This is a genomic window from Bradyrhizobium sp. INPA03-11B (assembly GCF_040446015.1).
Lineage (GTDB): Bacteria > Pseudomonadota > Alphaproteobacteria > Rhizobiales > Xanthobacteraceae > Bradyrhizobium > Bradyrhizobium macuxiense_A.
This window is the reverse complement of sequence record NZ_JASGSR010000031.1, coordinates 1-25,380: the sequence shown is the minus strand read 5'-3', so window position 1 is coordinate 25,380 and position 25,380 is coordinate 1. Positions and strand designations below refer to the sequence as shown.

Sequence of the window (25,380 nt, the reverse complement as noted above, 5' to 3'; positions counted from 1 at the left end):
CCGCCGATCGGGCGCCGCTTTGTCGCGGCGCATGGCCCTTGGACTGGAGGACGACAGATGTTCGGCGACCATTCGATCAGCGATCTCGGCGCCATCCTTGCGATGCAGGGATTTGCCGGGCTCATCCTGTTCTCCGTCTACGTGCTGATGGCGCTGGGGCTTGCCATCATCTTCGGCCAGATGGGCGTCATCAACATGGCCCATGGCGAGTTCATGATCCTGGGTGCCTACGTCACCTGGATGACCTCGAACGCCGTTCAGCACACGGCGCCGTGGCTGTTCCCGGGCTACTTCTTCATCGCAATGATCCTCGCGTTCATCGCCTCCGGCGCGCTCGGCATGCTGGTCGAGTGGGCGTTGATCCGCCATCTCTACAAGCGGCCGCTCGATACGCTGCTCGCGACCTGGGGCCTCAGCCTGATGCTGCAGCAGGCCTATCGTTCGATCTTCGGCGCGCGCGAGGTCGGCGTCGAACTGCCGGAATGGATGATGGGCTCCTGGCAGGCGACCGACTCGATCCAGATCCCGATCAACGGCATGTTCGTGATGGGGTTGACGATCCTGATCACGATCGTCGTCTTCTACATCCTGTTCTGGTCGAGCTGGGGCAAGCAGGTGCGGGCCGTGGTGCAGAACCGCGTGATGGCGGGCGCCGTCGGCATCAACACCGAGAAGGTCGACCGTTACACCTTTGGCCTCGGCTGCGGCATCGCGGGGATCGCGGGCTCGGCCTTCACCATGATCGGCTCGACCGGGCCGACCGCCGGCCAGCTCTACATCGTCGACACCTTCCTGGTCGTCGTGTTCGGCGGCGCGGCCTCGCTGTTCGGCACCATCGCCTCCGCCTTCTCGATCTCGCAGACCCAGTCGACGCTGGAGTTCTTCCTGTCGGGATCGATGGCCAAGGTGATCACGCTCTTGACCATCGTCGCGATCCTGATGGTGCGTCCGCAGGGGCTCTTCGCGCTCAAGGTCCGCAAATAAGAACAAGCAGGCTGGTCATGATCAACTCGCGCTTTTTCAATCGCTCCGAACTGCTCGGCTTCCTTGCGCTCGCGGTGCTGCTGTTTCTCATCCTGCCGCTGTCGCTGGATATCTTCCGCCTCAATTTGGTCGCTAAATATCTGACCTACGCCTTCGTCGGCATCGGCCTCGTGCTGTGCTGGGGCTACGGCGGCATCCTGAGTCTGGGGCAGGGCGTGTTCTTCGGCCTCGGCGGCTACTGCATGGCGATGTACCTCAAGCTCGAGGCGTCGTCGGTTGCGAACACCAAGATCCAGTCGACGCCGGGCATCCCGGACTTCATGGACTGGAACCAGCTCACCGCGCTGCCGTTCTTCTGGAAGCCGTTCCACAGCTTTCCGATCACGCTGCTGGCGATCCTGTTGGTTCCCGCGTTCTTCGCGCTGATCATCGGCGCTGCGATGTTCAAGCGCCGGGTCGGCGGCGTGTACTTTGCGATCATCACGCAGGCGATCGCCGCGATCCTCACCATTCTGATTGTGGGGCAGCAGGGCTACACCGGCGGCATCAACGGCATTACCGACTTGCGCACGCTGCACGGGTGGGACATCCGCACCGATCACGCCAAGTTCATTCTGTATTTCGTCGAGGTTGTGTTGCTGTTCGGATGCATCGTCGCCGCGCAATTCATCCGGCTGACAAAACTCGGGCGCATCCTGGTGGCGATGCGGGAGCAGGAGGATCGTGTGCGTTTCTCCGGTTACAGCGTCGCCAATTTCAAGATCTTCGCGTTCTGTGCCGCGGCGGTGTTCGCTGCGATCGGCGGCGCCATGTTCACGCTCGAGGTCGGCTTCATGTCGCCGTCCTTCGTCGGCATCGTGCCGTCGATCGAGATGGTGATCTACACCGCGGTCGGCGGCCGGATGTCGATCTTCGGCGCGGTCTGGGGCGCGCTGCTGGTCAACTTCGCCAAGACCAGCCTCTCGGAATCCTTCCCGCAGCTCTGGCTGTTCGGCCTCGGCGCGCTGTTCATCGCGGTCGTGCTTGCCTTCCCGAACGGGCTCTCCGGCATCTGGGCGGACCACGTCCAGCCCCGCATCGACCGCCTGTTGGCATCACGCAAATCGAAATCGGCGGCCGGCATGATCGCCGACGGCGCTCCGGCCGAGTGAGGAGGGACCATCATGCTCGTCGGCCATCAACCAAAAGACTTCCTGCTCGCGGTCTCCGGCCTCACCGTGTCCTTTGACGGCTTCAAGGCGGTCAACGATCTCTCCTTCTATGTGGAAGAGAACGAGATCCGCGTCATCATCGGCCCGAACGGCGCCGGCAAGACCACGGTGCTCGACCTGATCTGCGGCAAGACCCGCGCGACATCAGGCTCGATCCAGTTCCGCGGCCAAGAGCTGACGAGATTGCGCGAGAACGAGATCGTGCAGGCCGGCGTCGGCCGCAAGTTCCAGACGCCGTCGGTGTTCGAGGATCTCACCGTGTTCGAGAACCTCGAGATTTCCTTCCCGCGCGGCCGCACCGTGTTCGGCTCGCTGACCTTCCAGCGCGATGACACGGTCAAGCAGCGTGTCGAGGAGGTCGCCGAGATGATCTTCCTGAAGGACCGGCTCAATACCTATGCCGACCAGCTCAGCCACGGCCAGAAGCAGTGGCTCGAGATCGGCATGCTGCTGATCCAGGACCCGGACCTCTTGATGCTGGACGAGCCGGTCGCCGGCATGAGCGTGTCCGAGCGCGCCAAGACTGCCGAGTTGCTCAACCGCATCATCAAGGACCGTTCGGTGCTGGTGATCGAGCACGACATGAAGTTCGTCGAGGACATCGCCCATAAGGTCACCGTGCTGCACCAGGGACAGATTCTGTCCGAGGGAACGATGGAGCACGTCAAGAACGATCCCAAGGTGATCGAAGTGTATCTGGGGCACTGATCGATGATCGCGCGACATCGAGCCACGAACTCGATCCACCTCTCCCAGAGGGAGAGGTCGAATTGCCAAGCAATTCGGGTGAGGGGTTTCGCTCTCTCGTGGGACCTGAAGGCCCTCACCCGGCGCTGCGCGCCGACCTCTCCCCGAGGGGGAGAGGTGAAGACAAGCACGTACGTTTAGGAGCGACCGATGCTGGCAATCAATGATCTTCATGTCGCCTATGGCCAGAGCGAGGTGCTGCATGGCCTCAACGTCTCGGTTGCGCCCAACGAGATCGTCGCGATCATGGGCCGTAACGGCATGGGCAAGACCACGCTGATGAAGTCGCTGATGGGCATCCTGCCGGCCAAGAGCGGCAAGGTGACCATGGACGGCGCCGAGCTCGGCGCGATGAAGAGCTACGAGCGGGTGGCGAAAGGTCTCGCCTACGTGCCGCAAGGCCGCATGATCTTCTCCACCATGACGGTGAAGGAGAACATCGAGACCGGGCTCGTCGTCTCAGGCGGCTCCGAGGTGCCGGGCGATATCTACGAGCTGTTTCCGGTGCTGCTCGAGATGAAGGGTCGCCGCGGCGGCAATCTCTCCGGCGGGCAGCAGCAACAGCTCGCGATCGCCCGTGCGCTCGCGACCAAACCGAAGGTGCTGCTCCTCGACGAGCCGACCGAAGGCATCCAGCCGTCGATCATCAAGGACATGGCGCGCACCTTGAAGCGAATCCGCGACGAGCGGGGCCTGTCGATCGTCGTCTCCGAGCAGGTGCTGAGTTTCGCGCTCGACATCGCCGACCGCGTGCTGGTCATCGAGAACGGCGAGATCGTCCGCGACGATCCGCGCGACAGCGTCGATGCCGCGCAGATCTCGAAATATCTGTCTGTGTAACTACAGAGCGTGATCCGGAAAAGTGTGAAGCGGTTTTCCGACAAGATCACGCTCAACTTTCAACCTAGTAAACGAAGGGGAGCAATGCGATGCCAGATACACTGATCAAGGTCGATCTCAGCAAGTCGGCCTATGAAAACGACAAGATCCACAACCGCTGGCATCCCGAGGTTCCGATCGTCGAGTGGGTCAGCCCCGGCGACGACTTCATCATCGAGACGGTCGACTGGACCGGAGGCTTCATCAAGAACAACGATTCCGCGGATGACGTGCGCGATATCGATCTGTCGATCGTGCACTTTCTGTCCGGCCCGATCGGCGTCAAGGGCGCCGAGCCCGGCGATCTCCTCGTCGTCGACCTGCTCGATGTCGGTCCGCTCAAGGAGAGCCTGTGGGGCTTCAACGGCTTCTTCTCCAAGCAGAATGGCGGCGGCTTCCTCACGGATCATTTCCCGCTGGCGCAGAAGTCGATCTGGGATATCAAGGGCCTCTACACGTCGTCGCGGCACGTTCCCGGCGTGAACTTCGCCGGCCTGATTCATCCCGGTCTGATCGGCTGTCTGCCCGACGCCAAGATGCTGGCGGCGTGGAATGCGCGCGAGGCCGAGCTGATCGCGACCAACCCGACCCGCGTGCCGGGTCTCGCCAATCCGCCGTTCGCGCCGACCGCGCATGCCGGCCAGGCCAAGGGTGACGTCAAGGCCAAGATCGGCCTCGAAGGCGCGCGCACCGTGCCGCCGCGCGAGCATGGCGGCAATTGCGACATCAAGGATCTGTCGCGCGGCTCGAAGATCTATTTCCCGGTCTATGTGCCGGGCGGCGGGCTCTCGATGGGCGACCTGCACTTCAGCCAGGGCGACGGCGAGATCACCTTCTGCGGCGCCATCGAGATGGCCGGCTGGCTGCACATCAAGGTCGACGTCATCAAGGACGGCGTGTCGAAATACGGCATCAAGAACCCCGTGTTCAAGCCGTCGCCGATCACGCCGAACTACAAGGACTATCTGATCTTCGAGGGTATCTCGGTCGACGAGGCCGGCAAGCAGCACTATCTCGACGTCCACATCGCCTATCGCCAGGCCTGTCTGAACGCGATCGAATATCTGAAGAAGTTCGGCTACTCCGGCGCCCAGGCCTATTCGATCCTCGGCACCGCACCCTGCCAGGGCCACATCTCCGGCGTGGTCGACGTGCCCAACGCCTGCGCCACGCTATGGCTGCCGACGGAGATCTTCGACTTCGACGTCATGCCGTCGTCGGCGGGACCGATCAAGCACATCAAGGGCGACGTGCAGATGCCGATCTCGCCCGACAAGTGAATCCCTGCGCGAAGGGTGCGGGACGGCGCAGTCTTGGCCGCCCCGCATCCATCGCCGGATGTCACACGACTGCGCAAGGATTTAGACAATGCCGATCTACGAATATCTCTGCAACGACTGCGGCCCGTTCACCGACATGCGCCCGATGGCGGAATGCGATCTACCGCAGGATTGCCCGCAATGCGAGACGACGTCGCCGCGCGTGATCCTCACCGCTCCGGCGTTCTTCTGCATGCCGTCGGACAAGCGCAAGGCCCATGCCACCAACGAGCAGAGCCGGCACGCGCCGAAGACGTTGGATCAATACAAGGCTGCGCACGGCCCGGCTTGCGGCTGCTGCTCCACCGGAAAGAAGAAGCCGGCGCGGCTGATGACGAAGACCAAGAGCGGTGCCAAGGGCTTTCCGACGGCGCGTCCCTGGATGATCAGCCACTGATAAGGAGGCTGGTCATCAGGCCTGCTCGGCGACCTTCAGGGCTTCGGTGCGGATCTCCTCGACCAGCCGCTCCTTCAGCGCGACGAATTCGGGCGTGGTCTTGATCTTGTAGGAGCGGGGATGCGGCAGGTCGACCGCGATCTCCGCCTTGATGCGCCCGGGACGCGCGCTCATCACGATGACGCGGCTGCCGAGGAAGATCGCTTCCTCGATGTCGTGGGTGACGAACAGCACCGTCTTCTGGTCGCGCTCCCAGATCCCAAGCAGCATCTCCTGCATCAAGGCCCGGGTCTGGTTGTCGAGCGCGCCGAACGGCTCGTCAAGCAGCAGGATCTTCGGATCGTTGGCCAGCGCCCGGGCGATTGCGGTGCGCTGCTGCATGCCGCCCGACAGCTGCTTGGGCCAGTGATTTTCGAAGCCCGACAGCCCGACCCGGCGAATCAAGGCATCGGCGATGTCGTGGCGTTTCTTCTCCGGCACGCCACGTTCGCGCAGCCCGAAGGCGATGTTCTCGCGCACGGTCAGCCACGGAAACAGCGTGTAGGACTGAAACACCATGCCGCGATCGGCGCCGGGGCCGGTGACCTCGCGCCCGTCAAGCGTGACGCGTCCGCTGGTCGGCCGGTCGAGCCCTGCGATGATCCGCAGCAGCGTGGACTTGCCGCAGCCGGAGGGGCCGAGGATGGTGACGAAGTCGTTGTCGCCGACATCGAGCGTTGTCGGCTCCAGCGCGCGGGTCGGTGCGTTGCCGGCACGGGCGGGGAAGGTTCGCGAGACCTGATCGATCCGAAGCAGGGTCATGCGAGCTTCCAAGGGAATAGCCAGGCGTTGAACGCCTTGAACAAGAAATCGGAGATCAGGCCGATCAACCCGATCACGATGATGCCGAAGATGATCTGGCCGGTGTTGAGCAGCGCCTGGCTGTCGGTGATCATGTGCCCGATGCCCGACGACGAGCCGATCAGCTCGGCGACGATGACGTAGGTCCATGCCCAGCCCAGCACCAGGCGGAGGATCTCGGCAATCTCGGGCGCGGCGGAGGGCAGCAGCACGCGGCGGATGATGCCGCCGTCGCGCGCGCCGAGCGTGTAGGCAGCCTCGACCAGGTCGCGCCGTGTAGCGCCGACGGTGACGGCCACCATCAGGATGATCTGGAACACCGCGCCGATGAAGATCACCAGCAGCTTTTGCAACTCGCCGATGCCCGCCCACAGGATCAGCAGCGGGATGAAGGCGGACGCCGGCAGATAGCGCGCAAAGGACACGAACGGTTCGAGAAGGGCTTCGATCGGCTTGTACGCCCCCATCAGCACGCCGAGCGGCACGGCGATGACGGCGGCAAGCACAAACCCGCCGATCACGCGCCAGATCGTCATTCCGATGTCGAACAGGAAACCCTGCTTGGCGAGCAGTTCATAGCCTTCCTGCACCATGGTCAGCGGGTTGGCGAGGAAGGTCTTCGATACATGGCCGCCGAACGTCGCCCAGGACCAGAGGGCGACGAACAGCACGAAGAACGCGAGGCCATAGGCCACGCGCTGCTTCGATGAGGTGGGCTCGAGAGGACGCATTACTTGATGAAGCTTGCGTCGTAGATGTCGTCGACCTTCGGCGCGGCCTTGATGATGCCGACCTCGAGCAGCAGCTCTGCAGCATCCTTGTTGAAGGTGAGGAAGTCGCCGGCGAAGAACTTCTGGTTGGCGGCCTTGTCCTGCCAGCGCAGATACTTTGCCGAATTGCCGAACTGCTCGCCGCTCTGCTTCACGTCAGCGCCCATGATCTCGTAGGCCTTGGCCTGATCCTTGGCGATCATGTCGAGCGCCTCGAAATAACTGTTGGCCAGCGCCTGCGCCGCCTTCGGATTGTCGGTGAGGAATTTAGGGGTGCAGCCGAAGGTGTCCATCACGATCGGATAGTCGAGCGTGGTGGCGATGATCTTGCCCTTGTCGGGCGCGGCACGCACGGTCGAGAGATAAGGCTCGTAGGTCATCGCGGCATCGTTCTGGCCGGAGACGAATGCCTGTGCTGCGGCGGCGGGCTCCAGATTGACCACGGTGACGTCCTTCACCGAGAGGCCGTTCTTCTTCAGCATCCAGGCCAGCGCGAAATAGGGCGAGGTGCCCGGCGCCGATGCCGCGACGGTCTTGCCCTTGAGGTCCTTGATCGCGGCGACGTCGTTGCGCACGGCCATGCCGTCGGCGCCATAGCTCTTGTCGAGCTGGAAGATCTGCTTGGTCGCGACGCCATTGGCGTTCCAGGAGATCCAGGTTTCGACCGTAGTTGCGGCGCACTGGATATCGCCCGAGGCAATCGCGAGATGCCGGTCCTTCTGCGGGATCTTCTTCAAGGTCACGTCGAGGCCGTTCTTCTTGAAGATGCCGGCCTCCTTGGCGAGCGTCAGCGGCGCGAAGCCGGTCCACCCGGAGATGCCGACGCCGACCTTGACGTCATCCGCGAACGCAGCGGTGGCCGCGAGCAACGCGACCATTGCGGGCAATAGCTTGAAGGAACGCATGATTGTTGACCCCTTGAACGATGGATTGAACCCTGTTGATTGCTTTCACGTCAGTCGCGGCGGATTGCCGCATCACGAACGTTGGTGGATGGTGGCCTATGATGCATTGCATGAAACATGCCGCGCAAGACGTCCTCAACCTCCCTTGAAGCGCGCCACCAAGCGGTGCGTCTCGCCCGGATAATGCAGCCGCACTGCGGTCACCGTGCGCGCGCTGCGCCAGGTGTAGCGGTCGATCACAAGGCAGGGCGCGCCGACCGCGATGTCGAGGGCCTCTGCCGTGCGATCATCAGCGACGACGGCGCTGATCGTATGTTCAGCCTCGGTCCACGGCACATGATGCAGCAGCCATGATCCCGGCGGTTCGCTTGCAAAATCGGCGGTTGCGGCCTCCGGAACGGTGGAGAGATTGATCAGCCTGTCCTCGACGGCAAACGGCACATTGTCGGCGCTGTGGCGGCAGGCGATCGCGATCACTTTGCCGGCCGTGCTCACGCCGAGCCGGGCGCGATCGGCCGATGTCGCCGTGCGCCGCCGGCAATCGATCAGCTGATAGCCGTAAGCGCGGCCGAGCGCGGTGATCTCCGCGCGGATGTCGGCGATCTTGAGCACCGCGGACATATGCTGCGGACGGCGCACGAATGAGCCGGCCCGCCGTCGCCGCTCGATCAGGTCGGCCTGCGCCAGTTCCGACAGCGCCTTGTTCACGGTCATGCGCGAGCAGCGATAGCGCGCCATCAGCTGGTGCTCGAACGGGATGCGGTGGCCGGGTGGCCACTCGCCAGTCAGGATCCGTGTCTCGATATCGAGCCGGATGCGTTTGTAGAGCGTCGGCTTTTCGGCTGCGCGCGGCTTGGTGCGATCGGAAGCAAGGCTCATGCGACGAGCCTCCGGACGCTGGCATTGAACCGCTCCCGCGCCTTGTCGCGCAGCCGGTGCCGTCCACCTGCGACCACCCTGTCGCCGCCGGCCCACACGCAATCGATCGCGTCGCTGCCGGCCGCGAATAGCCAGCCGTCGAGCACGGCATCGCCCGACCGCCCCGCCAGGGACGGGTGCGTGGTGTCGAGGCTGACGACATCGGCGCGCGCGCCGGGCACGAGCCCAGCGTTGGTCTGCGCCAGGGCTTGCGCACCGCCCGCGAGGGCGTGATCGAACAGAGCGCGGCCGGTGGATGCGCCGGGACGACCCGACAGCACATTGCGCTCGCGGTGCTTCAGCCGCTGGCCGTATTCGAGCTGACGCAGTTCGTCGGCGACACCGACCAGCACATTGGAATCGGTCCCGACGCCGAACCGGCCGCCGGCAGCAAGGAATTCGCGCGCCGAAAAGATGCCGTCGCCGAGGCTTGCTTCAGTGATCGGGCAAAGGCCGGCGACTGCACCGCTGCCGGCGAGTGCGGTGACTTCACTATCCGTCATGTGGGTCGCGTGGATCAGGCACCAGCGCTGATCGACAGGCGCATGGTCGAGCAGCCATTCGACCGGCCGCCGTCCAGACCAGGCGAGACAATCCTCGACCTCACGCACCTGTTCGGCGGCATGGATATGGATTGGCGCTCCCTCGGCAAGCGGAATGATCGCCTTCAGTTCATCGGGAGCCACGGCGCGCAGGCTGTGCGGGGCGATGCCGATATTGGCGCCGGGCAGTGTTCGGATCGCCTCGCGCGAGGCGTCCATCAGCGCGGCAAACTGATCGACCGAGCAGATGAAGCGGCGCTGCCCGGCATGCGGTGCTGCACCGCCGAAAGTGCCGTGGGCATAAAAGCTCGGCAGCAGCGTGAGCCCGATGCCGGAAGCCTCGGTCGCCTCCGCAATGCGCACGGCCATCTCGGCGGGGTTGGCGTAAGGCGAGCCGTCGCGATCATGATGGAGATAGTGGAACTCGCCGACGCGGGTGAAGCCGCGTTCGAGCATCTCGACATAAAGCAGGGTCGCGACGGCTGCGACGTCGTCCGGCGTCATGGTCAGCGCGAAGCGATACATCGTCTCGCGCCAGGTCCAGAACGTGTCGGTCGTATCGCCGCGCAATTCGGCAAGGCCGGCCATGCCGCGCTGGAACGCGTGGCTATGCAGGCTCGCCAATCCGGGAACCGCCAATTGGTGACGTTCATCGCCGGCGGCGGGCGCAACGCCTGCCGTCACCGACGCGATCGCGCCGCCGGTGAGCTCGACCCGCACGTCATTGGCCCAGCCCGAGGGCAGCAGCGCGAATGCGAAATGCAGTCGTGTCATTTTTCCATGCCGGCTGGACAGAACCGTGACACGATTATATGTCTAGACATATAAGTCAAGCATCCCGCCTTGAGGGGACGATCGCATGGCAGAGCGCTTCGACCGTATCTGGCACAACGCCCGGCTCGCCACGATGCGCGGCGATCGCGCCGATCTCGGCGAGATCGAGCAGGGCCTGATCGCGGCGCGCGACGGCCGCATCGTCTATGCGGGCGCGCAGGCGGATTTTCCTGTGGATGCGGACGCCGTCGAGTGGATCGATTGCGCGGGCCGATGGGTCACGCCCGGACTGGTCGACTGCCACACCCATCTCGTCTTCGGTGGCAATCGCGCGCATGAGTTCGAGCTTCGCCTGAAGGGCGCGAGCTACGAAGAAATCGCGCGCGCAGGCGGCGGCATCGTCTCGACCGTTGCGGCAACGCGCAAGGCGACCGAGGCCGAGCTCGTGGCGAGTGCGTTGCCGCGGCTCGACGCGCTGATCGGCGAGGGCGCGACCACCGTCGAGGTCAAGTCCGGCTATGGCCTCGATGCCGAGACCGAGATGCGGCAGCTCGCCGCGGCACGCAGCCTCGGCCGCCTGCGCCAGGTCGCGGTCCGCACGTCGTTTCTCGGTGCGCATGCCCTGCCGCCGGAGGCCAATGGCGACAAGGACCGCTATATCGATCTGGTCTGCAACGAGATACTGCCGGCCGTGGCCAAGGCCGGCCTCGCCGATGCCGTCGATGCCTTCATGGAGGGCATCGCATTCTCCGGCGAGCAGACGGCGCGGGTCTTCGCGGCTGCGCGCGCGTTGGGGCTGCCCGTGAAGCTGCATGCGGATCAGCTGTCGAATCTCGGCGGCGCGGCGCTCGCCGCAAAATTCTCTGCGCTGTCGGCCGATCATCTGGAGCACTCGGATGAAGCCGGCGCCGCCGAAATGGCGAAGGCGGGAACGATCGCCGTGTTGCTGCCCGGCGCATTCTACTTCATTCGCGAAACGCAGAAGCCGCCGGTCGAACTGTTCCGCAAGCACGGCGTACACATGGCGCTGGCGACCGACTGCAATCCCGGCAGTTCGCCGCTGACCTCGCTGTTGCTCACGATGAACATGGGGGCGACGTTGTTCCGGATGACGGTCGCTGAATGTCTCGCAGGCGTAACGCGGGAAGGGGCGCGCGCGCTCGGCATGCTCGCCGAGACCGGCACGCTCGAAGCCGGCAAGTGGTGCGATCTGGCGATCTGGGACGTCGAGCGCCCCGCCGAACTGGTCTACCGGATCGGCTTCAATCCGCTGCACCGTCGGGTGTGGAGGGGACAATGAGCGCTTCCGACGCGCCTGATATCGTCACGCCCGGCACTGTCGGGCTCGACGTCCTGGCGCGCGTGCTCGCGGGTGCGACGATCGAGCTCGATCCATCGTTCTGGCCGCGCGTCGAGGCGGCGGCGGAGATCGTGGCGAATGCGGCGCGGATCGACATTCCTGCCTATGGCATCAATACCGGTTTCGGGAAGCTGGCATCGACGCGGATCGCGCCCGACCAGACGGCGCTGCTCCAGCGCAACCTCATCCTGTCGCATTGCTGCGGCGTAGGCCCAGCCACGCCGGAGCCGATCGTGCGGCTGATGATGGCGCTAAAGGTGATCTCGCTCGGCCGCGGTGCCTCGGGCGTGCGCCGCGATGTCATCGAGCAATTGCAGGGCATGCTGGCGCGCGGCGTCACGCCGCTGGTGCCGCAGCAGGGCTCGGTCGGCGCCTCCGGCGATCTCGCGCCGCTGGCGCATATGACCGCGGTGATGATCGGGGAGGGACAGGCCATCCTTGATGGCAAGGTCGTGCCGGGCGGCGAAGCGCTTGCCGCGGCCGGCCTCGCACCGTTGACGCTCGGTCCCAAGGAGGGGCTTGCGCTGATCAACGGCACGCAGTTTTGCACCGCCTACGCCATCTCCGGCCTGCTGCGCGCGCATCGTCTTGCCTGCGCAGCACTGGTGACGGGCGCGTTGTCGGTCGATGCGGCGATGGCCTCCACGGTGCCGTTTCGTCCTGAAATCCAGTCCTTGCGCGGCCATGACGGGCAGATCGCCGCGGCTGCGACCTTGACCGCGCTGCTCGACGGCAGCGACATCAGGCAATCGCATCTCGAAGGCGACGAGCGCGTGCAGGATCCATACTGCCTGCGCTGCCAGCCGCAGGTCGCGGGCGCCGTGCTCGACCTGCTCGCGCAAGCCGCGCGCGGACTGACCATCGAAGCCAATGCCGTGACCGACAATCCGCTGGTGCTGGTCGAGACCGGCGAGATCGTGTCCGGCGGTAATTTCCACGCCGAGCCGGTGGCATTCGCCGCCGACCAGATCGCCCTTGCGCTCTCGGAGATCGGCGCGACCAGCGAGCGCCGGATCGCGACCCTCGTCGATCCCGCCTTGAACTTCGGCTTGCCGCCGTTCCTGACGCCTGAGCCCGGCATCAATTCCGGATTCATGATCGCCGAGGTCACGGCGGCCGCGCTCTATGCCGAGAACAAGCAGCGCGCGATGCCGTGCTCGATCGATTCCACGCCGACCAGCGCCAACCAGGAAGATCACGTCTCGATGGCCGCGCATGCCGCGCGCCGGCTGTCCGACATGGCCGACAATCTCGCGGCGATCCTCGGCATCGAGCTGTTGGTCGCGGCGCAGGGCATCACGCTGCGCGCGCCGCACTCAACGAGTGCACCGCTCGCCGCAGTGATTGCCGCGTTGCGCGCGCAGGTTCCGGCACTCGCCGCCGACCGCTACATGGCCGACGACCTCGCGCGGGCCGCGTCGCTGATCGAAGCCGACGCGTTGCCCGCCGTCGCGATCGCGGCCCTTTCGACCGATCCGTTTCCAAAACTTGCTTAGCCGACAGGGACACCCGTCATGAACCGCCGACTGGACAACGAACGTATCATCCGCGCTCCCCGCGGCAGCGACATCAGCGCGAAGAGCTGGCTGACCGAAGCGCCGCTGCGCATGCTGATGAACAATCTGGATCCCGATGTCGCCGAGCGCCCAAGCGAGCTCGTGGTCTATGGCGGCATCGGCCGGGCGGCGCGCGACTGGGAGAGTTTTGACCGGATCGCCGCATCCTTGCGCACGCTGGAAGGCGATCAGACGCTGCTGGTGCAATCCGGCAAGCCGGTCGGTGTCTTCCGCACCCATGCCGATGCGCCGCGCGTGCTGATTGCGAACTCGAATCTGGTGCCGCATTGGGCGACGCTCGACCACTTCAACGAGCTCGATCGGCAGGGTCTGATGATGTTCGGCCAGATGACGGCGGGCTCGTGGATCTATATCGGCAGCCAGGGCATCGTGCAGGGGACCTACGAGACGTTCGTCGAGGTCGGCCGCCGGCACTATGGCGGCAGTCTCGCCGGCAAATGGATCCTCACGGCCGGCCTCGGCGGCATGGGTGGCGCGCAGCCGCTGGCCGCGACCATGGCGGGCGCCTCGATGCTCGCGGTCGAGTGCCAGCCGAGCCGCATCGAGATGCGGCTGCGCACGGGCTATCTCGACCGCCAGGCGACGACGCTCGATGAAGCGCTGGCGATCATTGCCGACGCGACCAAGAGCGGGAAGCCTGTCTCGGTCGGCCTGCTCGGCAACGCGGCCGAGATCTTTCCCGAGCTGGTTCGCCGCGGCGTGCGCCCGGACATCGTCACCGACCAGACCAGCGCGCATGATCCGATCAACGGCTATTTGCCGAAGGGATGGACGCTCGCCGAATGGGAGGCAAGGCGCGCGGCCGATCCGAAGGCGGTCGAGACCGCGGCCAAGACCTCGATGGTCGATCACGTCCAGGCCATGCTGGATTTCCACGCGCAGGGAATCCCGACGCTCGACTACGGCAACAACATCCGCCAGATGGCCAAGGACATGGGCCTGAAGCAGGCGTTCGATTTTCCGGGCTTCGTTCCGGCCTATATCCGTCCGCTGTTCTGCCGCGGCGTCGGTCCGTTCCGCTGGGCGGCGCTATCGGGCGATCCGGAAGACATCTTCAAGACCGACGCCAAGGTCAAGGAGCTGATGCCCAACGATGGCCATCTGCACAATTGGCTCGACATGGCGAAGGCGCGCATCAAGTTTCAGGGGCTGCCGGCGCGAATCTGCTGGGTCGGCCTCGGCGACCGCCATCGGCTTGGCCTCGCCTTCAATGAGATGGTGGCGCGGGGCGAGCTCAAGGCGCCGATCGTGATCGGCCGCGATCATCTCGACAGCGGCTCGGTGGCGAGCCCGAACCGCGAGACCGAAGCGATGCGGGACGGCTCCGATGCGGTGTCCGATTGGCCGCTGCTCAACGCGCTGCTCAACTGTGCGAGCGGCGCCACCTGGGTGTCGCTGCATCACGGTGGCGGCGTCGGCATCGGCTATTCGCAGCACGCCGGCATGGTGATCGTCGCCGACGGCACGTCGGAGGCGGCGCGCCGGCTCGAACGCGTGCTGTGGAACGACCCGGCGACCGGCGTCATGCGCCACGCCGACGCCGGCTATGAGACCGCGATCGAATGCGCCCGCGCCAATGGGCTCGATCTGCCGAGCTTGCGCGCGTGAAGTGACGTCGGCGAGAGCCGCCGAAGACGGTTCTCGCCAACCGGCCTAGTCGGCCGACAGCGGCTCACCGGTCAGCGACCAGCTCTCGCCGTCGAACGTTGCGATCCGCAAGGTTCGGAACGGCGTGTAGTCGCCGGGCCGGGTGCCGATCGAGACGCCCGGCAGCATCATCGGCAGCCGCGCGCCGCTCAGCGAGGTCGCCTGCTTGATCAGGTTCTCGCGGGTCAGGTCGTCGCCGCATTTGCGTAGCGCCAGCTCCAGGGCGTGCACGTTCATGTAGGCAACGAGCACGGAATAGTCGTCCGGGTTCGCTGAGGGTGCGTACGTCTTGAGAAACTCCTTGTAGGTCTTGACCTCGTCGTCATTGGCCCAGGCCGGGTCGCCCGGCTGCTTGAGGAATTGCGTGGTGACCAGCCCCTTCGATGCTTCGAGGCCCGCCGGCTTCAGGATGGTTTCGACCGATGCCGTCGAGCCGCCGATCACGTGCAGCGGTTTCCAGCCGAGCTCGTAGACCTTGCGGATCGATTGCGCGGCGGCCTTGGACGACGACTGTTCGATCAGCGTGTCGACGCCGGCGGCCTTGAGCTGGACGATCTGCGAGTCGATCGTCGGGTCGGCGAGCTCATAGGAGGCCTGGGCGACGATCAGCTCGGCCTTCGGACCGAGACCGGCGCGTAGGCCTTTGAGGTAGTCTTTGCCGTAGTCGTCATTCTGGTAGAGCACGCCGATCCTGGCGTCGGGCTTTGCGGTCAGGATGTACTTGGCGACGACGCGGCCTTCGGTCTCGAAGTCCGGATAGAGCGGGATCGTCCACGGGAAGGCTTTGGGATCGTTGAAGCGGCGTCCGCCGGCGGTGATGAAGAGCTGCGGCACCTGCTTGGCGTTGAGATATTTCTGGATCGCGACGTTCGGTGCGGTGCCGATCGTGCCGACCTCGGCCAGGACGCCGACATCCTCGATCAGCTTGCGCGACTGCTCGACGGCCTTCGGCGCGCTGTAGGCGTTGTCGAGCTGGGTGAAGTTGATCTTGCGGCCGTTGATGCCGCCTTTCGTATTCAGCATCTCGAAATAGCCGACCACGGCGCGCCCGGCGCCGGCGCCGAAGGCGGAGGCCGGGCCGCTGAGCGGCGTCGACTGGCCGAGCTTGATCTCGGTATCGCTGACGCCGGGACCATAGGCGTTCTGCGCGTAGCCGGGCGCCGCCAGCAGGGCCGACAGCGCGCCGGCTATCAATGCCCGGTTGATGATGTGGTTCAAGGTCGTTTCTCCCTGTAATTCGTTTCTTGTTGAAATCGGCGCTAGCGCAGCAGCTCACGGGCGATCACCACGCGCTGGATCTGGTTGGTGCCTTCGAAAATCTGGGTCAGCTTGGCGTCGCGCATCATGCGTTCTACGGGATAGTCCATCGTGTAGCCGTAGCCGCCGAAGATCTGGACCGCGTCGGTCGTCACCTTCATCGCCATGTCGCTGCCGACGCATTTCGCCATGCTGGCAAGCACGTTGAGCCGCTTCCAGTCGCCGGCATCGCCGGCGCGCGCGCATTCATAGACCAGGGCGCGGGCCGCCTCGATCTGCATGGCCATGTCGGCGAGCATGAACTGCACGCCCTGGAACTCGGCGATCGGCTGCTTGAACTGCTTGCGCTCCTTGGCGTAGGCGATGCAGGCATCGAGCGCGCCTTGTGCAAGGCCGACGGACTGCGCGCCGATGGTCGGGCGGTTGAGGTCGAGCGCGCGCATCGACGCGCGAAAACCCTTGCCTTCCTCGCCGACGAGATTTTCGGCCGGGACCCTGACATTGTCGAAGAAGATCGGGGTGTTGGGAGCGCCGCGAAAGCCCATCTTGCGCTCATGGCGGCCGAAGGTGATGCCCGGCATCTTTTTCGGCTCGACGATGAAGGCGCTGATGCCATCCGCGCCGGCGCCGTCACTGGTTCGCGCCATCACCACGATGTAGTCGGCGACGACGCCGTAGCTGCACCACTGCTTGCGGCCGTTCAGGATATAGCTGTCGCCGTCTTTCCGGGCGCGGGTGTTGAGCGCGGCGACGTCGGAGCCGGCCTGCGGCTCCGAGATCGCGATCGCCGTGACCACGCCGCCCTGGGCGATGATCGGCAGGTATTTCTGGCGCTGCTCTTCCGAGCCGAAATGCAGCAGCGGCATGATGAACATGGTGTTGAGCGCCGCGATCGATGCGCAGGCGGGCGAGACCTTCGAGATCTCCTCGCGCGCGATGCAGGCCATGGTCAGGTTGCCGTTCGGGCCGCCATAGCGCTCCGGCACCCAGAGCTGCATCAGCCCCATCTCGCCGAACAGCTTGACCAGCTCAAGTGGAAAGCGGTCGGTTTCGTCGATCTCGGCGGCGATCGGCGCCACATGCCTCGCGACCATCCTGCGTACGTTGTCGCGGAAGGCGACCTGCTCCTCGGAAAAACTCATACCGGCTCCCGTTACGTTTTCTTTGCTGGACGCCAAAAAAGGGGCTTCCATTGAATGGGTGATCCATTTAATAATTCACCGCATGAGCACCAAGTCAAGCCCTCGCGCGCCGCAGCGCTCCCGTGCCGCCTCGCCGAACCGGCGGGAGCGGGCTGTCGATCATCGGGCAGCCGGCGCCGCGGCCGCACCGACATTCAAGCCGATCCACACCAGGCGGACGTTCGAGGAGATCTGCGAGCGGATTCGCGAGCAGCTGGCGCTCGGCGTGCTGAAGCCCGGCGACAAGCTGCCGGCCGAGCGCGAGCTCGCGCAGCAGCTCGGCGTCAGCCGCAATGTGCTGCGGGAAGCGTTGCGCAGCCTGGAGATGGCCGGCGTGCTGCGGCTGCAGAAGGGCGTCAAGGGCGGCGCCTTTATCCAGCAGGGCGATACCCGTCGCATGAACGAGGTCATGCGCGACATGCTGAGCCTCGGGACGATCTCGGTGCGGGAATTGTCGGAGGCGCGGGTCCACGTGCTCGACCTCGTGGTGCAACTCGCCTGCGCGAACGCGCGCCGGGTCGACCTCGATGCGCTGGAAGCCAATATCGAGCGGACGGAGCTTGCTACCAAGGAGGGTCGGCTGCTCGACAGGGTCGAATGTTCGCGCGAGTTCTACAAGCTGCTGGCGGCCTCGACCGGCAACAAGGTGATTGCGATGATCGTGGATTCGGTCACCGAGATCCACATGCGCTTCGTCTACGCCAAGGTCGCCTCGAGCGGGGTCGCGATGGCGCGGCTGGCGGAGAAGCGGCGGCAGTTCCTAGCGGCGCTCAGCGAGCGAGATGTGGCGCTGGCAAGCCGGCTGCTGCGGTCGCACCTGGAATCCGTGCAGCGGATGCTGGAACAGGATCCGGGTGCGATGTCGCTGCATGTCGCGTTGGCGGACGTACAGCCGGGAATGCGCCGGTAGCGCAGATCTCGCAAACAAATCAACACGCAAAACAGCAATGACAATGGAGGCAAACGTGTCCAATTACGCCAAGTATGAATGCCTGACGGTCGAGGTCGCGGACAAGGTCGCGACCGTGACCTTGAATCGCCCGCAGGCGCGCAATGCCATCAATCAGAAGCTGATCCGCGAGTTGCGGACGATATGGGACGATCTCGCCGACGACCACGCCGTCAACGCCGTGGTGCTGACCGGCGCCGGCGACTTCTTCAGCGTCGGCGGCGATGTGAAGGCGATGTCGGAGCGGCCGGGCGGCGACGTGCTCGAAGAGGGCGAGGTGCACGACCCCATGATCAGCCGGCGCGGCGTCACCCGGCAGCTCGAGCTCGACAAGCCGATCATCGCGGCGATCAACGGCGACGCCATCGGCCTTGCGGCGACCCACGCGCTGCTCTGCGACATCACCGTGATGGCGGAGGATGCGCGGATCGGCGACACCCATGTCTCGCGCGTCGGCCTGGTTGCAGGCGACGGTGGCACCGTGATCTGGCCGCTTTTGATCGGCATCAACAAGGCCAAGGAATTCCTGATCCGCGGCACGCTGCTGAAGGGCAACGAGGCGGAGCGGATCGGGCTGGTCAACCATGTCGCGCCGCGCGCGGAGGTGTTGGCCAAGGCCCGTGCGATCGCGGTCGAACTCGCCAACGGTCCGACCTGGGCCATCCGCTGGACCAAGCTGTCGATCAACCAGATCGTCAAGGAGCGCGTCAACATGCTGCTGGAGGCCTCGATGGCGCTGGAGCAGGTGACGTTCGAGACCGCCGACCACAAGGAAGCGACCATGTCGTTCAAGGAGAAGCGGAAGCCGAGGTTTGGTCAGCCATAGGCCGGGCTCATGGCGGCAACCGAAGTGTCGAGCGACGATGTCACTGGAATGCTGCGCGATTCCTTGCGCGGATTCCTGGACGAGCATTGGCGTCCGCGTGGTGCAACGGCGTCGTCCTCGCCGGACGAGGTGTCGGCGATCTGGCGCAAGCTGGTCGGGCAGGGCGTCGCCGCGCTCGGTGCCGATGGTAGCGAGGGCGGGCTCGCCGAAATCCTCGTCGTCATGGAGGAGATTGGCCGCGCCGGCTGCCCGGCGCCGATGTGGTCTGCCGCGCTCACCAATCTTGCGATCGCCGGATCAAAGCTCGAGATCGTGGCAGATCTCGTGGAGCGGCTGCATTCGGGGGAGGCGATCGTCGCCTTCTCGTTCGGCGCTCTGGATCCCGACGTCGGCACTGGCTCGGTTGAGGTCGCCGACTTCAAGGCAACAGGCGTGCTTCGCTTTGTCGAGGCTGCGGGGAGCGCGACGCACCTTCTGGTCGCGCTCGATCGGGCCCATCTTGCGCTGATCGATCTCAGCGGTCCCGGTATCGAACGCGTCGCGTCGCGCGCGATGGGGGCCTGGGGACATTACGAAGTCGGGCTGAACGCGGCGCCGTTCATACGTATTCCCCTGGGGACGCTCGACCTTGACGATCTCCGCATCACGGGCAAGGTCGCGCTGACCGCGCGCGCCTACGGCGCGGCGCTGCGTGCGTTTGAGCTGGCGGTGGACTACGCGAAGGAGCGGCACCAGTTCGGGCAGCCGATCGGCAAGTTTCAGGCCATCCAGCACAAGCTCGCCAACTGCCTGATCGCGCTCGAAGGCGTCAGGCTGATCCTCGCGCATACCGCCAGATTATATGACCGCGGCGACGCTGACTGGCGCTATTTCGCCGATTGCGCATCGGCGTTCTCCGGCAGCGCGCTGCGGCAGGTCTCGCTGGAGACCCAGCATACGTTCGGGGCGATCGGCTATGCCGAGGAACACGAGGCGCCGATCCATTTCAAGCGCGTGCATCTCGATACGATCGCGCTCGGCGGCGCGTCGGATGCAAAACGCAGGTTGGCCGCGCAGCTTTTGGATGCCGGCGGCGACGGGCTGCCGCAATACGACCTCGGGACCGCCGGAAATGCGTTTCGCGAGCAGGCCCGGCTCTGGCTCGCGCAGAACTGGACCGGAGGCACGAAGCAGACGTTCGACCGGAGGCCGTTCGCCAAGCGCGAGTTCGATGCCGGCTTCGCCCGCGATATCGGCGAAACGGGATGGATCGGCCTCGGATGGCCGGCGCAATTCGGCGGCCAGGCCCGCTCGCCGCTGGAGCAGATCGCCTTCATGGAGACGATGGAGCAGGGCGAGGCGCCGCGGATCGGCGCTGCGATCCAGGCCAATGCGCTGATGATGTTCGGCACTTCCGAGCAGCAGCGGAAATATCTTCCGGAGATCCTGCGCGGCGAAGCCATGCACGGCATGGGCTACAGCGAGCCTCAGGCGGGCTCGGACCTCGCGGCGCTGCGTACCAGTGCCATCAGGGACGGCGATCACTGGGTGATCAACGGCCAGAAGATCTGGACCACCACCTGGTGGGGCAAATACATGTTCCTTGCCGCGCGCACCGACAAGGATGCACAGCCGCCGCATGCTGGCATCAGCATGTTCATCGTGCCGATGGATGCGCCGGGCATCACGATCCGGCCGTCCGCCACGATGTATGACGGCACGTTCGCCAACATCTTCTACGACAATGTCCGGATTCCCGCCGAGAACCTGGTCGGCGAGGTCAATGGCGGCTGGAAGGTGTTGACCGGCGCGCTGGCCTTCGAGCGCGGGCTGGTCGGCGGTGGGATCGTCCTGAAGGTCGCGCACGCCTTCGAGCAGCTGCGTTCGCACGTGACGGCGAAGCAGGGTGATCGGTCGCTCGCCGATGATCCCATCGTCCGCGACAAGGTGGCGACCTTGGCATCCGAGATCGAGATCGGCCGTCTCCTGATGATGCATTGTGCCGAGCTTGCCGCCGATGGCGTCACGCCGGCGGAGTATGGCGCGATCAGCAAGGTGTTTTCCGGCGAGCTGATGGAACGTTTCGGCGAGGCTGCGCTCGACATTCTCGGGATGCGCGCCGCGCTGTCCGAACAGATGCCGGGTGCGATCGACAACGGCCGCTTCGAGCAAAACCTGCGGCATTCGCTGATGTGGGTCATCAGCATCGGGACCAACGAGATCCAGCGCAGCCTGATCGCGCAACGCGCGCTCGGGCTGCCGAGATAGGAGAGATCGGATGCAGAAGGATGGCGACAGGGCGCCGCTCGCCGGGGTGCGGGTGCTGGATTTTTCCATCATGGTGGCGGGGCCGTATTGCGCGCGGCTGCTCGCCGACGTCGGCGCCGAAGTCATCAAGATCGAGCCGCCGGAAGGCGACGACATGCGGCTGCGCACGCCGCTGCGCGACGGCCACAGCACCTATTTCGGCCAGCTCAATGCCGGTAAGCGCAGTCTGGCGCTCGATCTGAAGAACGCCGATGCCATCAAGCTCGTGCATCGTATGGTCGCGGAAGCGGACATTCTCGTCGAGAATTTCCGCCCCGGTGTCATGGAGCGGCTCGGTCTTGGCTATGAGGCACTTCGCGAGATCAACCCGCGCCTGATCTATTGCTCGATCTCGGGCTATGGACAGTCGGGCCCCGCTGCCGAGCGGGCGGCTTATGCGATGATCGTGCACGCCGAGAGCGGATTCGATACCTCGCTGATGCGCTATGCCGGTGACCGCGAGCGTCCCGCGGCCGGCGCCATTTTTGTCGCCGATATCCTGGGCGGCATCTTCGGCTACTCCGCGATCCAGACCGCGATGGTTCAGCGTGAACGTACCGGGAAGGGGCAGCGCGTCGATGTGGCGTTGATGGACTGCATGCTCAACCTGCTGGTCTATGAGCTTCAGGAAGCGCAATTCCCGATCCGCGCGCCGCGTCCGACCTATGGACCTGTGCGCACGCGTGACGGCGATATCCTGATCGCCCCGGTGACGCCGCGCAATTTTGCCGCGCTGTGTGAAGTAACCGGACAGGAAGAGCTGGCGAACGATCCGCGCTTTGCGACCATTCCGGCGCGCGGCGCCAATTGGACCGCCATGATGCAGGTGATCGAGCAATGGACCGAGCGCCACACCGTCGCTGAATGCATCGCGGCGCTGGATCGCGCCGGTGTTCCCTGCGCCGAATACCGGACGCCGGGTGCGGCGCTGACCGATGCCCTTTTGCGCGAGCGTGGTGTGTTTGCGACGGTCTCGGATGGCGCCGGTGACTTCGTCGGCGTCAATGCGCCCTGGCAAATGTCCGGGGCCGACACGCCGATGGGAAGTCAAGTCCCCGGGATCGGCGCGCAGCGGGACGATGTGCTGTCGCGGATCCTCGGACTGTCGCCCGACGCAATCGCGGCGCTCGCGGCTGCGGGCACGTTCGGCAGAGCCCAGGCCTAGCCGCGATCTCAGGTATCGGACGGGGCGTCCGGCGGCGGAGCCTTCGCGATCGCCAGCAGGCATTTCAGGAAATGCGCGCGGTCTTCCTTGCGCAGGGGAGCCAGCATGATGTTTTGCAGCTCGGCCGCAGCCGGAATGACGGCCAGGAGCGCTTCCTCGCCCTTGGCGGTGATCTGCACCTGCAGCGAGCGGCGATCGTCCGGATTGTCCTTCTTTGAGACCAGTTTGCGCGCGACCATGCGCTGCAGCATTTCGCTCAGCGTGTTGCGGTCGCAACTGATCCGGTCGGCCAACACCGAGGGGGTGAGCGGACCCAACTGATACAGCGCCATCAGCACGCCGAACTGGCGCGGCGTGATGTCGCTCTGGCGCGTCATGCTCTGGTAGAGCCCGTCGTAGCGAGCCTCGAGCAGCCGCAGCAGAAATCCGACGCCGCCTTCGAGTTGCCAGTCGCGTGCAACATCTGCCGCCGAGCTCGTCTTCATACCCTTGTCGGCTGCCATGCCGTCGTTGGACTCCGATTTGCGAATTCGCGTCAGCCGTTATCAGCTTGGCCTGACGTCCTCAACCCTGCGGTGAACAGCGCCCCGGTCTGTTCCCACTACGATGCAATGTCTTTCGGCTCTTGTCAGCCTTCCCGCTATGTAGTACGTATACGTATCAAATGGCAAAGACGTCGTTCAGGGAGGTTGAAGCTTTGGACCTGCGTGAGCTGCTGTCGATTCCCTATCTGCTTGAGGCCGAGGCGGTCGAAACCGAGCCGGGGCAGTGGCGGGTTCGGCTGGCCTATCCGGAGCTGCCGGGATGCACGGCGGAAGCCGCCGTCGTCGAGGACGCATTGCGGGAGCTCGAGCGGCGTCGCATCGAATTGATCGTCGGCCTGGTGGAGCAGGGCAAGCAGCCACCGATTCCACGCAAGCCGCTGACCGCATCCGATCCGCTTTGGACCGCAAGGGATCTCGGACTGTCCGACCGTGTCGCTGCGCACCTCGGCGGCGTAGCCGCCCCGACCACACGCAATTGAAGGAGGCAAACCCATGCTCTCGCGCGAAGACAATGAACGCCTGGTGAGGGTCGGCAAGGGCACGCCGCTCGGCGACCTCTTTCGCCTGTACTGGATTCCCTTCCTGCCGTCGGCAGACCTCACCAAGGACGGACAACCGAAGCGCATCCGGCTGCTCGGCGAGGATCTGGTCGCGTTCCGCGACACCGAGGGGCGCGTCGGGCTGGTCGATCAGGCCTGCCCGCATCGCGGCGCGCCGCTGATCTTCGCGCGAAACGAGGATTGCGGGCTGCGCTGCGTCTATCACGGCTGGAAATTCGACGTCAGCGGCGCGGTGACCGACATGCCGGCAGAGCCGGTGCGCAGTCGCCTCAAGGAGCGGGTGCGGATCAAGGCCTATCCCTGCAAGGAGCGCAACGGGATGATCTGGACCTATATGGGGCCTGATCAGGCCGAGCTGCCGCCGCTGCCGAACCTGGAATGGAATCTGGTGCCGGCCGAGCAGGTGCACATCTCGGTTCGCGTCCAGGAGTGCAATTGGCTACAGGCCGTCGAGGGCGAGATCGACTCGGCGCATGCGCCGCTGCTGCACGGCAGACTGGATGCGCAGGGCACCACGAGCGCCTGGATCCAGAAGCGCGACCTGCGGCCGACCTTCGAATGCATCAAGCAGGATTTCGGCATGAGCATCGCGGCGCGACGCAACTACGATGCCGACACGCTGTACTGGCGGGTCAACCAGTTCCTGCTGCCGTTCTACACGCTGGTGCCTCCGCTGTCGCCGTTTCCGGATCTGAGCGGGCATGCCTGGGTGCCGATCGACGACGAGAACACGCTCTGCATCATGTTCTCCTATCATCCGTCGGAGCCGCTGCTGGAGAAGACGCGGCAGGTGTTCGCCGAGGGACACAAGGGCCGCGAGAGCGGTCACGCCAGCCGCCACGCGCTGGTCCAGCACCCGGTGACGGTGCCTTATGCGGGTTACTGGACCAAATACACTCCGCAGAACGGCTTTCAATTCGACTACGAGGCACAGCGGACCACCTGGTTCTCGGGCCTGCCGGGGCTCTGGGTGCAGGACGGCGCCTGCCAGAGCGGCGTCTCGCCGATCTTCGATCGCACCAAGGAGACACTCTGTTCCAGCGACACCGGCATCGCGATGACGCGGCGCTTCATTCTAGAGGCGCTCGGCGCCTATCGCGATCACGCGATCAGGCCGAAGGGCGTGTCCGACCCCGACGTGTTCATGGTGCGGGCGGTGTCGCTGCGGCTGCCGCCGGAGGATTCCTGGGTCGATGTCGGCGCACCGTTCATGCGGGCAAAGCTCGGTGCCGATTTCGGATACGAGCTGTGAACGCATCCAACCAGGAGGTCTTGGTCAAGCGCATCGGCTACGAGGCCGAGCGGATCCACTCCTATGAACTGATCGCGCGGACCGGCAGCGAGCTGGCCCCGTTCACGGCCGGCAGTCATATCGACCTGCATCTGCCGAATGGCATGATCCGCAGCTACTCGCTGGTCAACGACCAGCGCGAGCGGCATCGCTACGTCATCGCGGTCAACAAGGATGGTGAGAGCCGCGGCGGCTCCAGCTTCGTTCACGACACCGTCAGGGTCGGGGACGTGATGACGGTCTCCGGGCCGCGCAATAACTTCGCGCTTCATGAAGAGGCCGAGCATTCGGTCCTGATCGCCGGGGGCATCGGCATCACGCCGCTGCTGTCAATGATCCGGCGTCTGCAAGCGCTCGAACGCCGCTGGGAGCTGTTCTACGCCACCAGGACGCGCGGCGCGGCCGCATTTCTCGACGAGCTCGGCGCGTATCGATCGAGGGTACATCTCG

The 25,380-nt window shown here is 65.0% G+C and carries 24 protein-coding genes; 16 read left to right on the top strand and 8 right to left on the bottom strand.

Annotation, left to right across the window (positions count from 1 at the left end; all coding sequences use genetic code 11):
* Positions 1-57: 57 nt before the first annotated feature.
* From urtB to QMZ05_RS15565, 6 genes are all read left to right on the top strand, one after another.
* Entirely contained in the window at positions 58-984 is a 927-nt protein-coding gene (urtB, locus tag QMZ05_RS15590) for an urea ABC transporter permease subunit UrtB (RefSeq protein ID WP_353701553.1), read from the top strand.
* A 17-nt stretch (positions 985-1,001) separates the two neighbouring features.
* Positions 1,002-2,135, top strand: coding sequence for an urea ABC transporter permease subunit UrtC (gene urtC, locus QMZ05_RS15585; RefSeq protein WP_076866856.1), 1,134 nt, complete (start codon positions 1,002-1,004; stop codon positions 2,133-2,135).
* A gap of 12 nt (positions 2,136-2,147) precedes the next feature.
* Positions 2,148-2,903, top strand: a complete 756-nt coding sequence (urtD, locus tag QMZ05_RS15580; protein WP_146991973.1) for an urea ABC transporter ATP-binding protein UrtD — start codon at positions 2,148-2,150, stop codon at positions 2,901-2,903.
* Positions 2,904-3,092: 189 nt separating this feature from the next.
* Entirely contained in the window at positions 3,093-3,782 is a 690-nt protein-coding gene (gene urtE, locus QMZ05_RS15575; protein WP_146991974.1) for an urea ABC transporter ATP-binding subunit UrtE, read from the top strand.
* Between the two features lie 89 nt (positions 3,783-3,871).
* Entirely contained in the window at positions 3,872-5,101 is a 1,230-nt protein-coding gene (gene fmdA / locus QMZ05_RS15570; protein ID WP_050400074.1) for a formamidase, read from the top strand.
* A gap of 88 nt (positions 5,102-5,189) precedes the next feature.
* On the top strand, positions 5,190-5,537 hold the full coding sequence (locus QMZ05_RS15565; RefSeq protein ID WP_353701552.1) for a zinc ribbon domain-containing protein: 348 nt from the start codon (positions 5,190-5,192) through the stop codon (positions 5,535-5,537).
* A 15-nt stretch (positions 5,538-5,552) separates the two neighbouring features.
* On the opposite strand, the gene QMZ05_RS15560 is transcribed toward QMZ05_RS15565, so the two are convergent.
* From QMZ05_RS15560 to QMZ05_RS15540, 5 genes are all read right to left on the bottom strand, one after another.
* On the bottom strand, positions 5,553-6,338 hold the full coding sequence (locus tag QMZ05_RS15560) for an ABC transporter ATP-binding protein (protein ID WP_353701551.1): 786 nt from the start codon (positions 6,336-6,338) through the stop codon (positions 5,553-5,555).
* Positions 6,335-7,108, bottom strand: a complete 774-nt coding sequence (locus QMZ05_RS15555; RefSeq protein WP_353701550.1) for an ABC transporter permease — start codon at positions 7,106-7,108, stop codon at positions 6,335-6,337. Before QMZ05_RS15555 ends, QMZ05_RS15560 begins: the two co-directional genes overlap by 4 nt.
* Positions 7,108-8,052 carry an ABC transporter substrate-binding protein gene (locus tag QMZ05_RS15550; RefSeq protein ID WP_353701549.1) on the bottom strand — a complete coding sequence of 315 codons (945 nt, stop codon included), beginning with the start codon at positions 8,050-8,052 and terminating at the stop codon, positions 7,108-7,110. Before QMZ05_RS15550 ends, QMZ05_RS15555 begins: the two co-directional genes overlap by 1 nt.
* A gap of 135 nt (positions 8,053-8,187) precedes the next feature.
* Positions 8,188-8,931 carry a histidine utilization repressor gene (gene hutC, locus QMZ05_RS15545; RefSeq protein ID WP_353701548.1) on the bottom strand — a complete coding sequence of 248 codons (744 nt, stop codon included), beginning with the start codon at positions 8,929-8,931 and terminating at the stop codon, positions 8,188-8,190.
* Positions 8,928-10,286, bottom strand: a complete 1,359-nt coding sequence (locus QMZ05_RS15540; RefSeq protein WP_353701547.1) for a formimidoylglutamate deiminase — start codon at positions 10,284-10,286, stop codon at positions 8,928-8,930. Before QMZ05_RS15540 ends, hutC begins: the two co-directional genes overlap by 4 nt.
* 85 nt (positions 10,287-10,371) lie before the next feature.
* On the opposite strand from QMZ05_RS15540, the gene hutI reads away from it, so the two are divergent.
* Genes hutI through hutU form a run of 3 tightly spaced genes read left to right on the top strand, consistent with a single transcriptional unit; the run spans position 10,372 to position 14,831 of the window.
* Entirely contained in the window at positions 10,372-11,586 is a 1,215-nt protein-coding gene (hutI, locus tag QMZ05_RS15535; RefSeq protein WP_353701546.1) for an imidazolonepropionase, read from the top strand.
* Positions 11,583-13,142, top strand: coding sequence for a histidine ammonia-lyase (gene hutH, locus QMZ05_RS15530; RefSeq protein WP_353701545.1), 1,560 nt, complete (start codon positions 11,583-11,585; stop codon positions 13,140-13,142). Before hutI ends, hutH begins: the two co-directional genes overlap by 4 nt.
* A gap of 18 nt (positions 13,143-13,160) precedes the next feature.
* The gene (gene hutU, locus QMZ05_RS15525) at positions 13,161-14,831 is read left to right on the top strand and encodes a urocanate hydratase (protein WP_353701544.1); all 1,671 of its coding nucleotides are present in this window, start codon (positions 13,161-13,163) and stop codon (positions 14,829-14,831) included.
* Positions 14,832-14,876: 45 nt separating this feature from the next.
* On the opposite strand, the gene QMZ05_RS15520 is transcribed toward hutU, so the two are convergent.
* Positions 14,877-16,088 carry an ABC transporter substrate-binding protein gene (locus tag QMZ05_RS15520; RefSeq protein WP_353701543.1) on the bottom strand — a complete coding sequence of 404 codons (1,212 nt, stop codon included), beginning with the start codon at positions 16,086-16,088 and terminating at the stop codon, positions 14,877-14,879.
* Positions 16,089-16,129: 41 nt separating this feature from the next.
* Entirely contained in the window at positions 16,130-17,269 is a 1,140-nt protein-coding gene (locus tag QMZ05_RS15515; protein WP_353701542.1) for an acyl-CoA dehydrogenase family protein, read from the bottom strand.
* An 82-nt stretch (positions 17,270-17,351) separates the two neighbouring features.
* Here QMZ05_RS15515 and QMZ05_RS15510 point away from each other — a divergent pair, with 82 nt between their 5' ends.
* From QMZ05_RS15510 to QMZ05_RS15495, 4 genes are read left to right on the top strand one after another with little or no spacing between them, the layout of a single operon-like run.
* The gene (locus QMZ05_RS15510; RefSeq protein ID WP_353701541.1) at positions 17,352-18,218 is read left to right on the top strand and encodes a GntR family transcriptional regulator; all 867 of its coding nucleotides are present in this window, start codon (positions 17,352-17,354) and stop codon (positions 18,216-18,218) included.
* Positions 18,219-18,273: 55 nt separating this feature from the next.
* A complete protein-coding gene (locus tag QMZ05_RS15505) occupies positions 18,274-19,083 on the top strand; it encodes an enoyl-CoA hydratase-related protein (RefSeq protein WP_353701540.1) in 810 nt (269 codons plus the stop codon).
* 9 nt (positions 19,084-19,092) lie between these two features.
* Complete coding sequence (locus tag QMZ05_RS15500; RefSeq protein ID WP_353701539.1) at positions 19,093-21,330, top strand: acyl-CoA dehydrogenase; 2,238 nt, start codon at positions 19,093-19,095, stop codon at positions 21,328-21,330.
* A 10-nt stretch (positions 21,331-21,340) separates the two neighbouring features.
* A complete protein-coding gene (locus QMZ05_RS15495) occupies positions 21,341-22,534 on the top strand; it encodes a CoA transferase (RefSeq protein ID WP_353701538.1) in 1,194 nt (397 codons plus the stop codon).
* 8 nt (positions 22,535-22,542) lie between these two features.
* Here QMZ05_RS15495 and QMZ05_RS15490 read toward each other — a convergent pair whose 3' ends face one another.
* Positions 22,543-23,037, bottom strand: a complete 495-nt coding sequence (locus QMZ05_RS15490; RefSeq protein ID WP_353701537.1) for a MarR family winged helix-turn-helix transcriptional regulator — start codon at positions 23,035-23,037, stop codon at positions 22,543-22,545.
* A gap of 194 nt (positions 23,038-23,231) precedes the next feature.
* Here QMZ05_RS15490 and QMZ05_RS15485 point away from each other — a divergent pair, with 194 nt between their 5' ends.
* The 3 genes from QMZ05_RS15485 to QMZ05_RS15475 all read left to right on the top strand — a co-directional run.
* Positions 23,232-23,558, top strand: a complete 327-nt coding sequence (locus QMZ05_RS15485) for a hypothetical protein (RefSeq protein WP_353701536.1) — start codon at positions 23,232-23,234, stop codon at positions 23,556-23,558.
* 13 nt (positions 23,559-23,571) lie between these two features.
* The gene (locus tag QMZ05_RS15480; RefSeq protein WP_353701535.1) at positions 23,572-24,891 is read left to right on the top strand and encodes a Rieske 2Fe-2S domain-containing protein; all 1,320 of its coding nucleotides are present in this window, start codon (positions 23,572-23,574) and stop codon (positions 24,889-24,891) included.
* The coding region (locus QMZ05_RS15475; protein WP_353701534.1) for a ferredoxin reductase at positions 24,888-25,380 on the top strand (493 nt) is incomplete at its 3' end. The genes QMZ05_RS15480 and QMZ05_RS15475, both read left to right, overlap by 4 nt.

Bases quoted from the DNA above. Each gene is read 5' to 3' on its own strand.
- urtB (WP_353701553.1), top strand. From the start codon at position 58: ATGTTCGGCGACCATTCGATCAGCGATCTCGGCGCCATCCTTGCGATG.
- urtD (WP_146991973.1), top strand. From the start codon at position 2,148: ATGCTCGTCGGCCATCAACCAAAAGACTTCCTGCTCGCGGTCTCCGGC.
- hutH (WP_353701545.1), top strand. From the start codon at position 11,583: ATGAGCGCTTCCGACGCGCCTGATATCGTCACGCCCGGCACTGTCGGG.
- QMZ05_RS15490 (WP_353701537.1), bottom strand. From the start codon at position 23,037: ATGGCAGCCGACAAGGGTATGAAGACGAGCTCGGCGGCAGATGTTGCA.
- QMZ05_RS15480 (WP_353701535.1), top strand. From the start codon at position 23,572: ATGCTCTCGCGCGAAGACAATGAACGCCTGGTGAGGGTCGGCAAGGGC.
- QMZ05_RS15565 (WP_353701552.1), top strand. From the start codon at position 5,190: ATGCCGATCTACGAATATCTCTGCAACGACTGCGGCCCGTTCACCGAC.
- QMZ05_RS15560 (WP_353701551.1), bottom strand. From the start codon at position 6,338: ATGACCCTGCTTCGGATCGATCAGGTCTCGCGAACCTTCCCCGCCCGT.
- hutU (WP_353701544.1), top strand. From the start codon at position 13,161: ATGAACCGCCGACTGGACAACGAACGTATCATCCGCGCTCCCCGCGGC.
- urtC (WP_076866856.1), top strand. From the start codon at position 1,002: ATGATCAACTCGCGCTTTTTCAATCGCTCCGAACTGCTCGGCTTCCTT.
- QMZ05_RS15550 (WP_353701549.1), bottom strand. From the start codon at position 8,052: ATGCGTTCCTTCAAGCTATTGCCCGCAATGGTCGCGTTGCTCGCGGCC.
- QMZ05_RS15540 (WP_353701547.1), bottom strand. From the start codon at position 10,286: ATGACACGACTGCATTTCGCATTCGCGCTGCTGCCCTCGGGCTGGGCC.
- hutI (WP_353701546.1), top strand. From the start codon at position 10,372: ATGGCAGAGCGCTTCGACCGTATCTGGCACAACGCCCGGCTCGCCACG.
- fmdA (WP_050400074.1), top strand. From the start codon at position 3,872: ATGCCAGATACACTGATCAAGGTCGATCTCAGCAAGTCGGCCTATGAA.
- urtE (WP_146991974.1), top strand. From the start codon at position 3,093: ATGCTGGCAATCAATGATCTTCATGTCGCCTATGGCCAGAGCGAGGTG.
- QMZ05_RS15555 (WP_353701550.1), bottom strand. From the start codon at position 7,108: ATGCGTCCTCTCGAGCCCACCTCATCGAAGCAGCGCGTGGCCTATGGC.
- QMZ05_RS15510 (WP_353701541.1), top strand. From the start codon at position 17,352: ATGAGCACCAAGTCAAGCCCTCGCGCGCCGCAGCGCTCCCGTGCCGCC.
- QMZ05_RS15500 (WP_353701539.1), top strand. From the start codon at position 19,093: ATGGCGGCAACCGAAGTGTCGAGCGACGATGTCACTGGAATGCTGCGC.
- QMZ05_RS15495 (WP_353701538.1), top strand. From the start codon at position 21,341: ATGCAGAAGGATGGCGACAGGGCGCCGCTCGCCGGGGTGCGGGTGCTG.
- QMZ05_RS15515 (WP_353701542.1), bottom strand. From the start codon at position 17,269: ATGAGTTTTTCCGAGGAGCAGGTCGCCTTCCGCGACAACGTACGCAGG.
- hutC (WP_353701548.1), bottom strand. From the start codon at position 8,931: ATGAGCCTTGCTTCCGATCGCACCAAGCCGCGCGCAGCCGAAAAGCCG.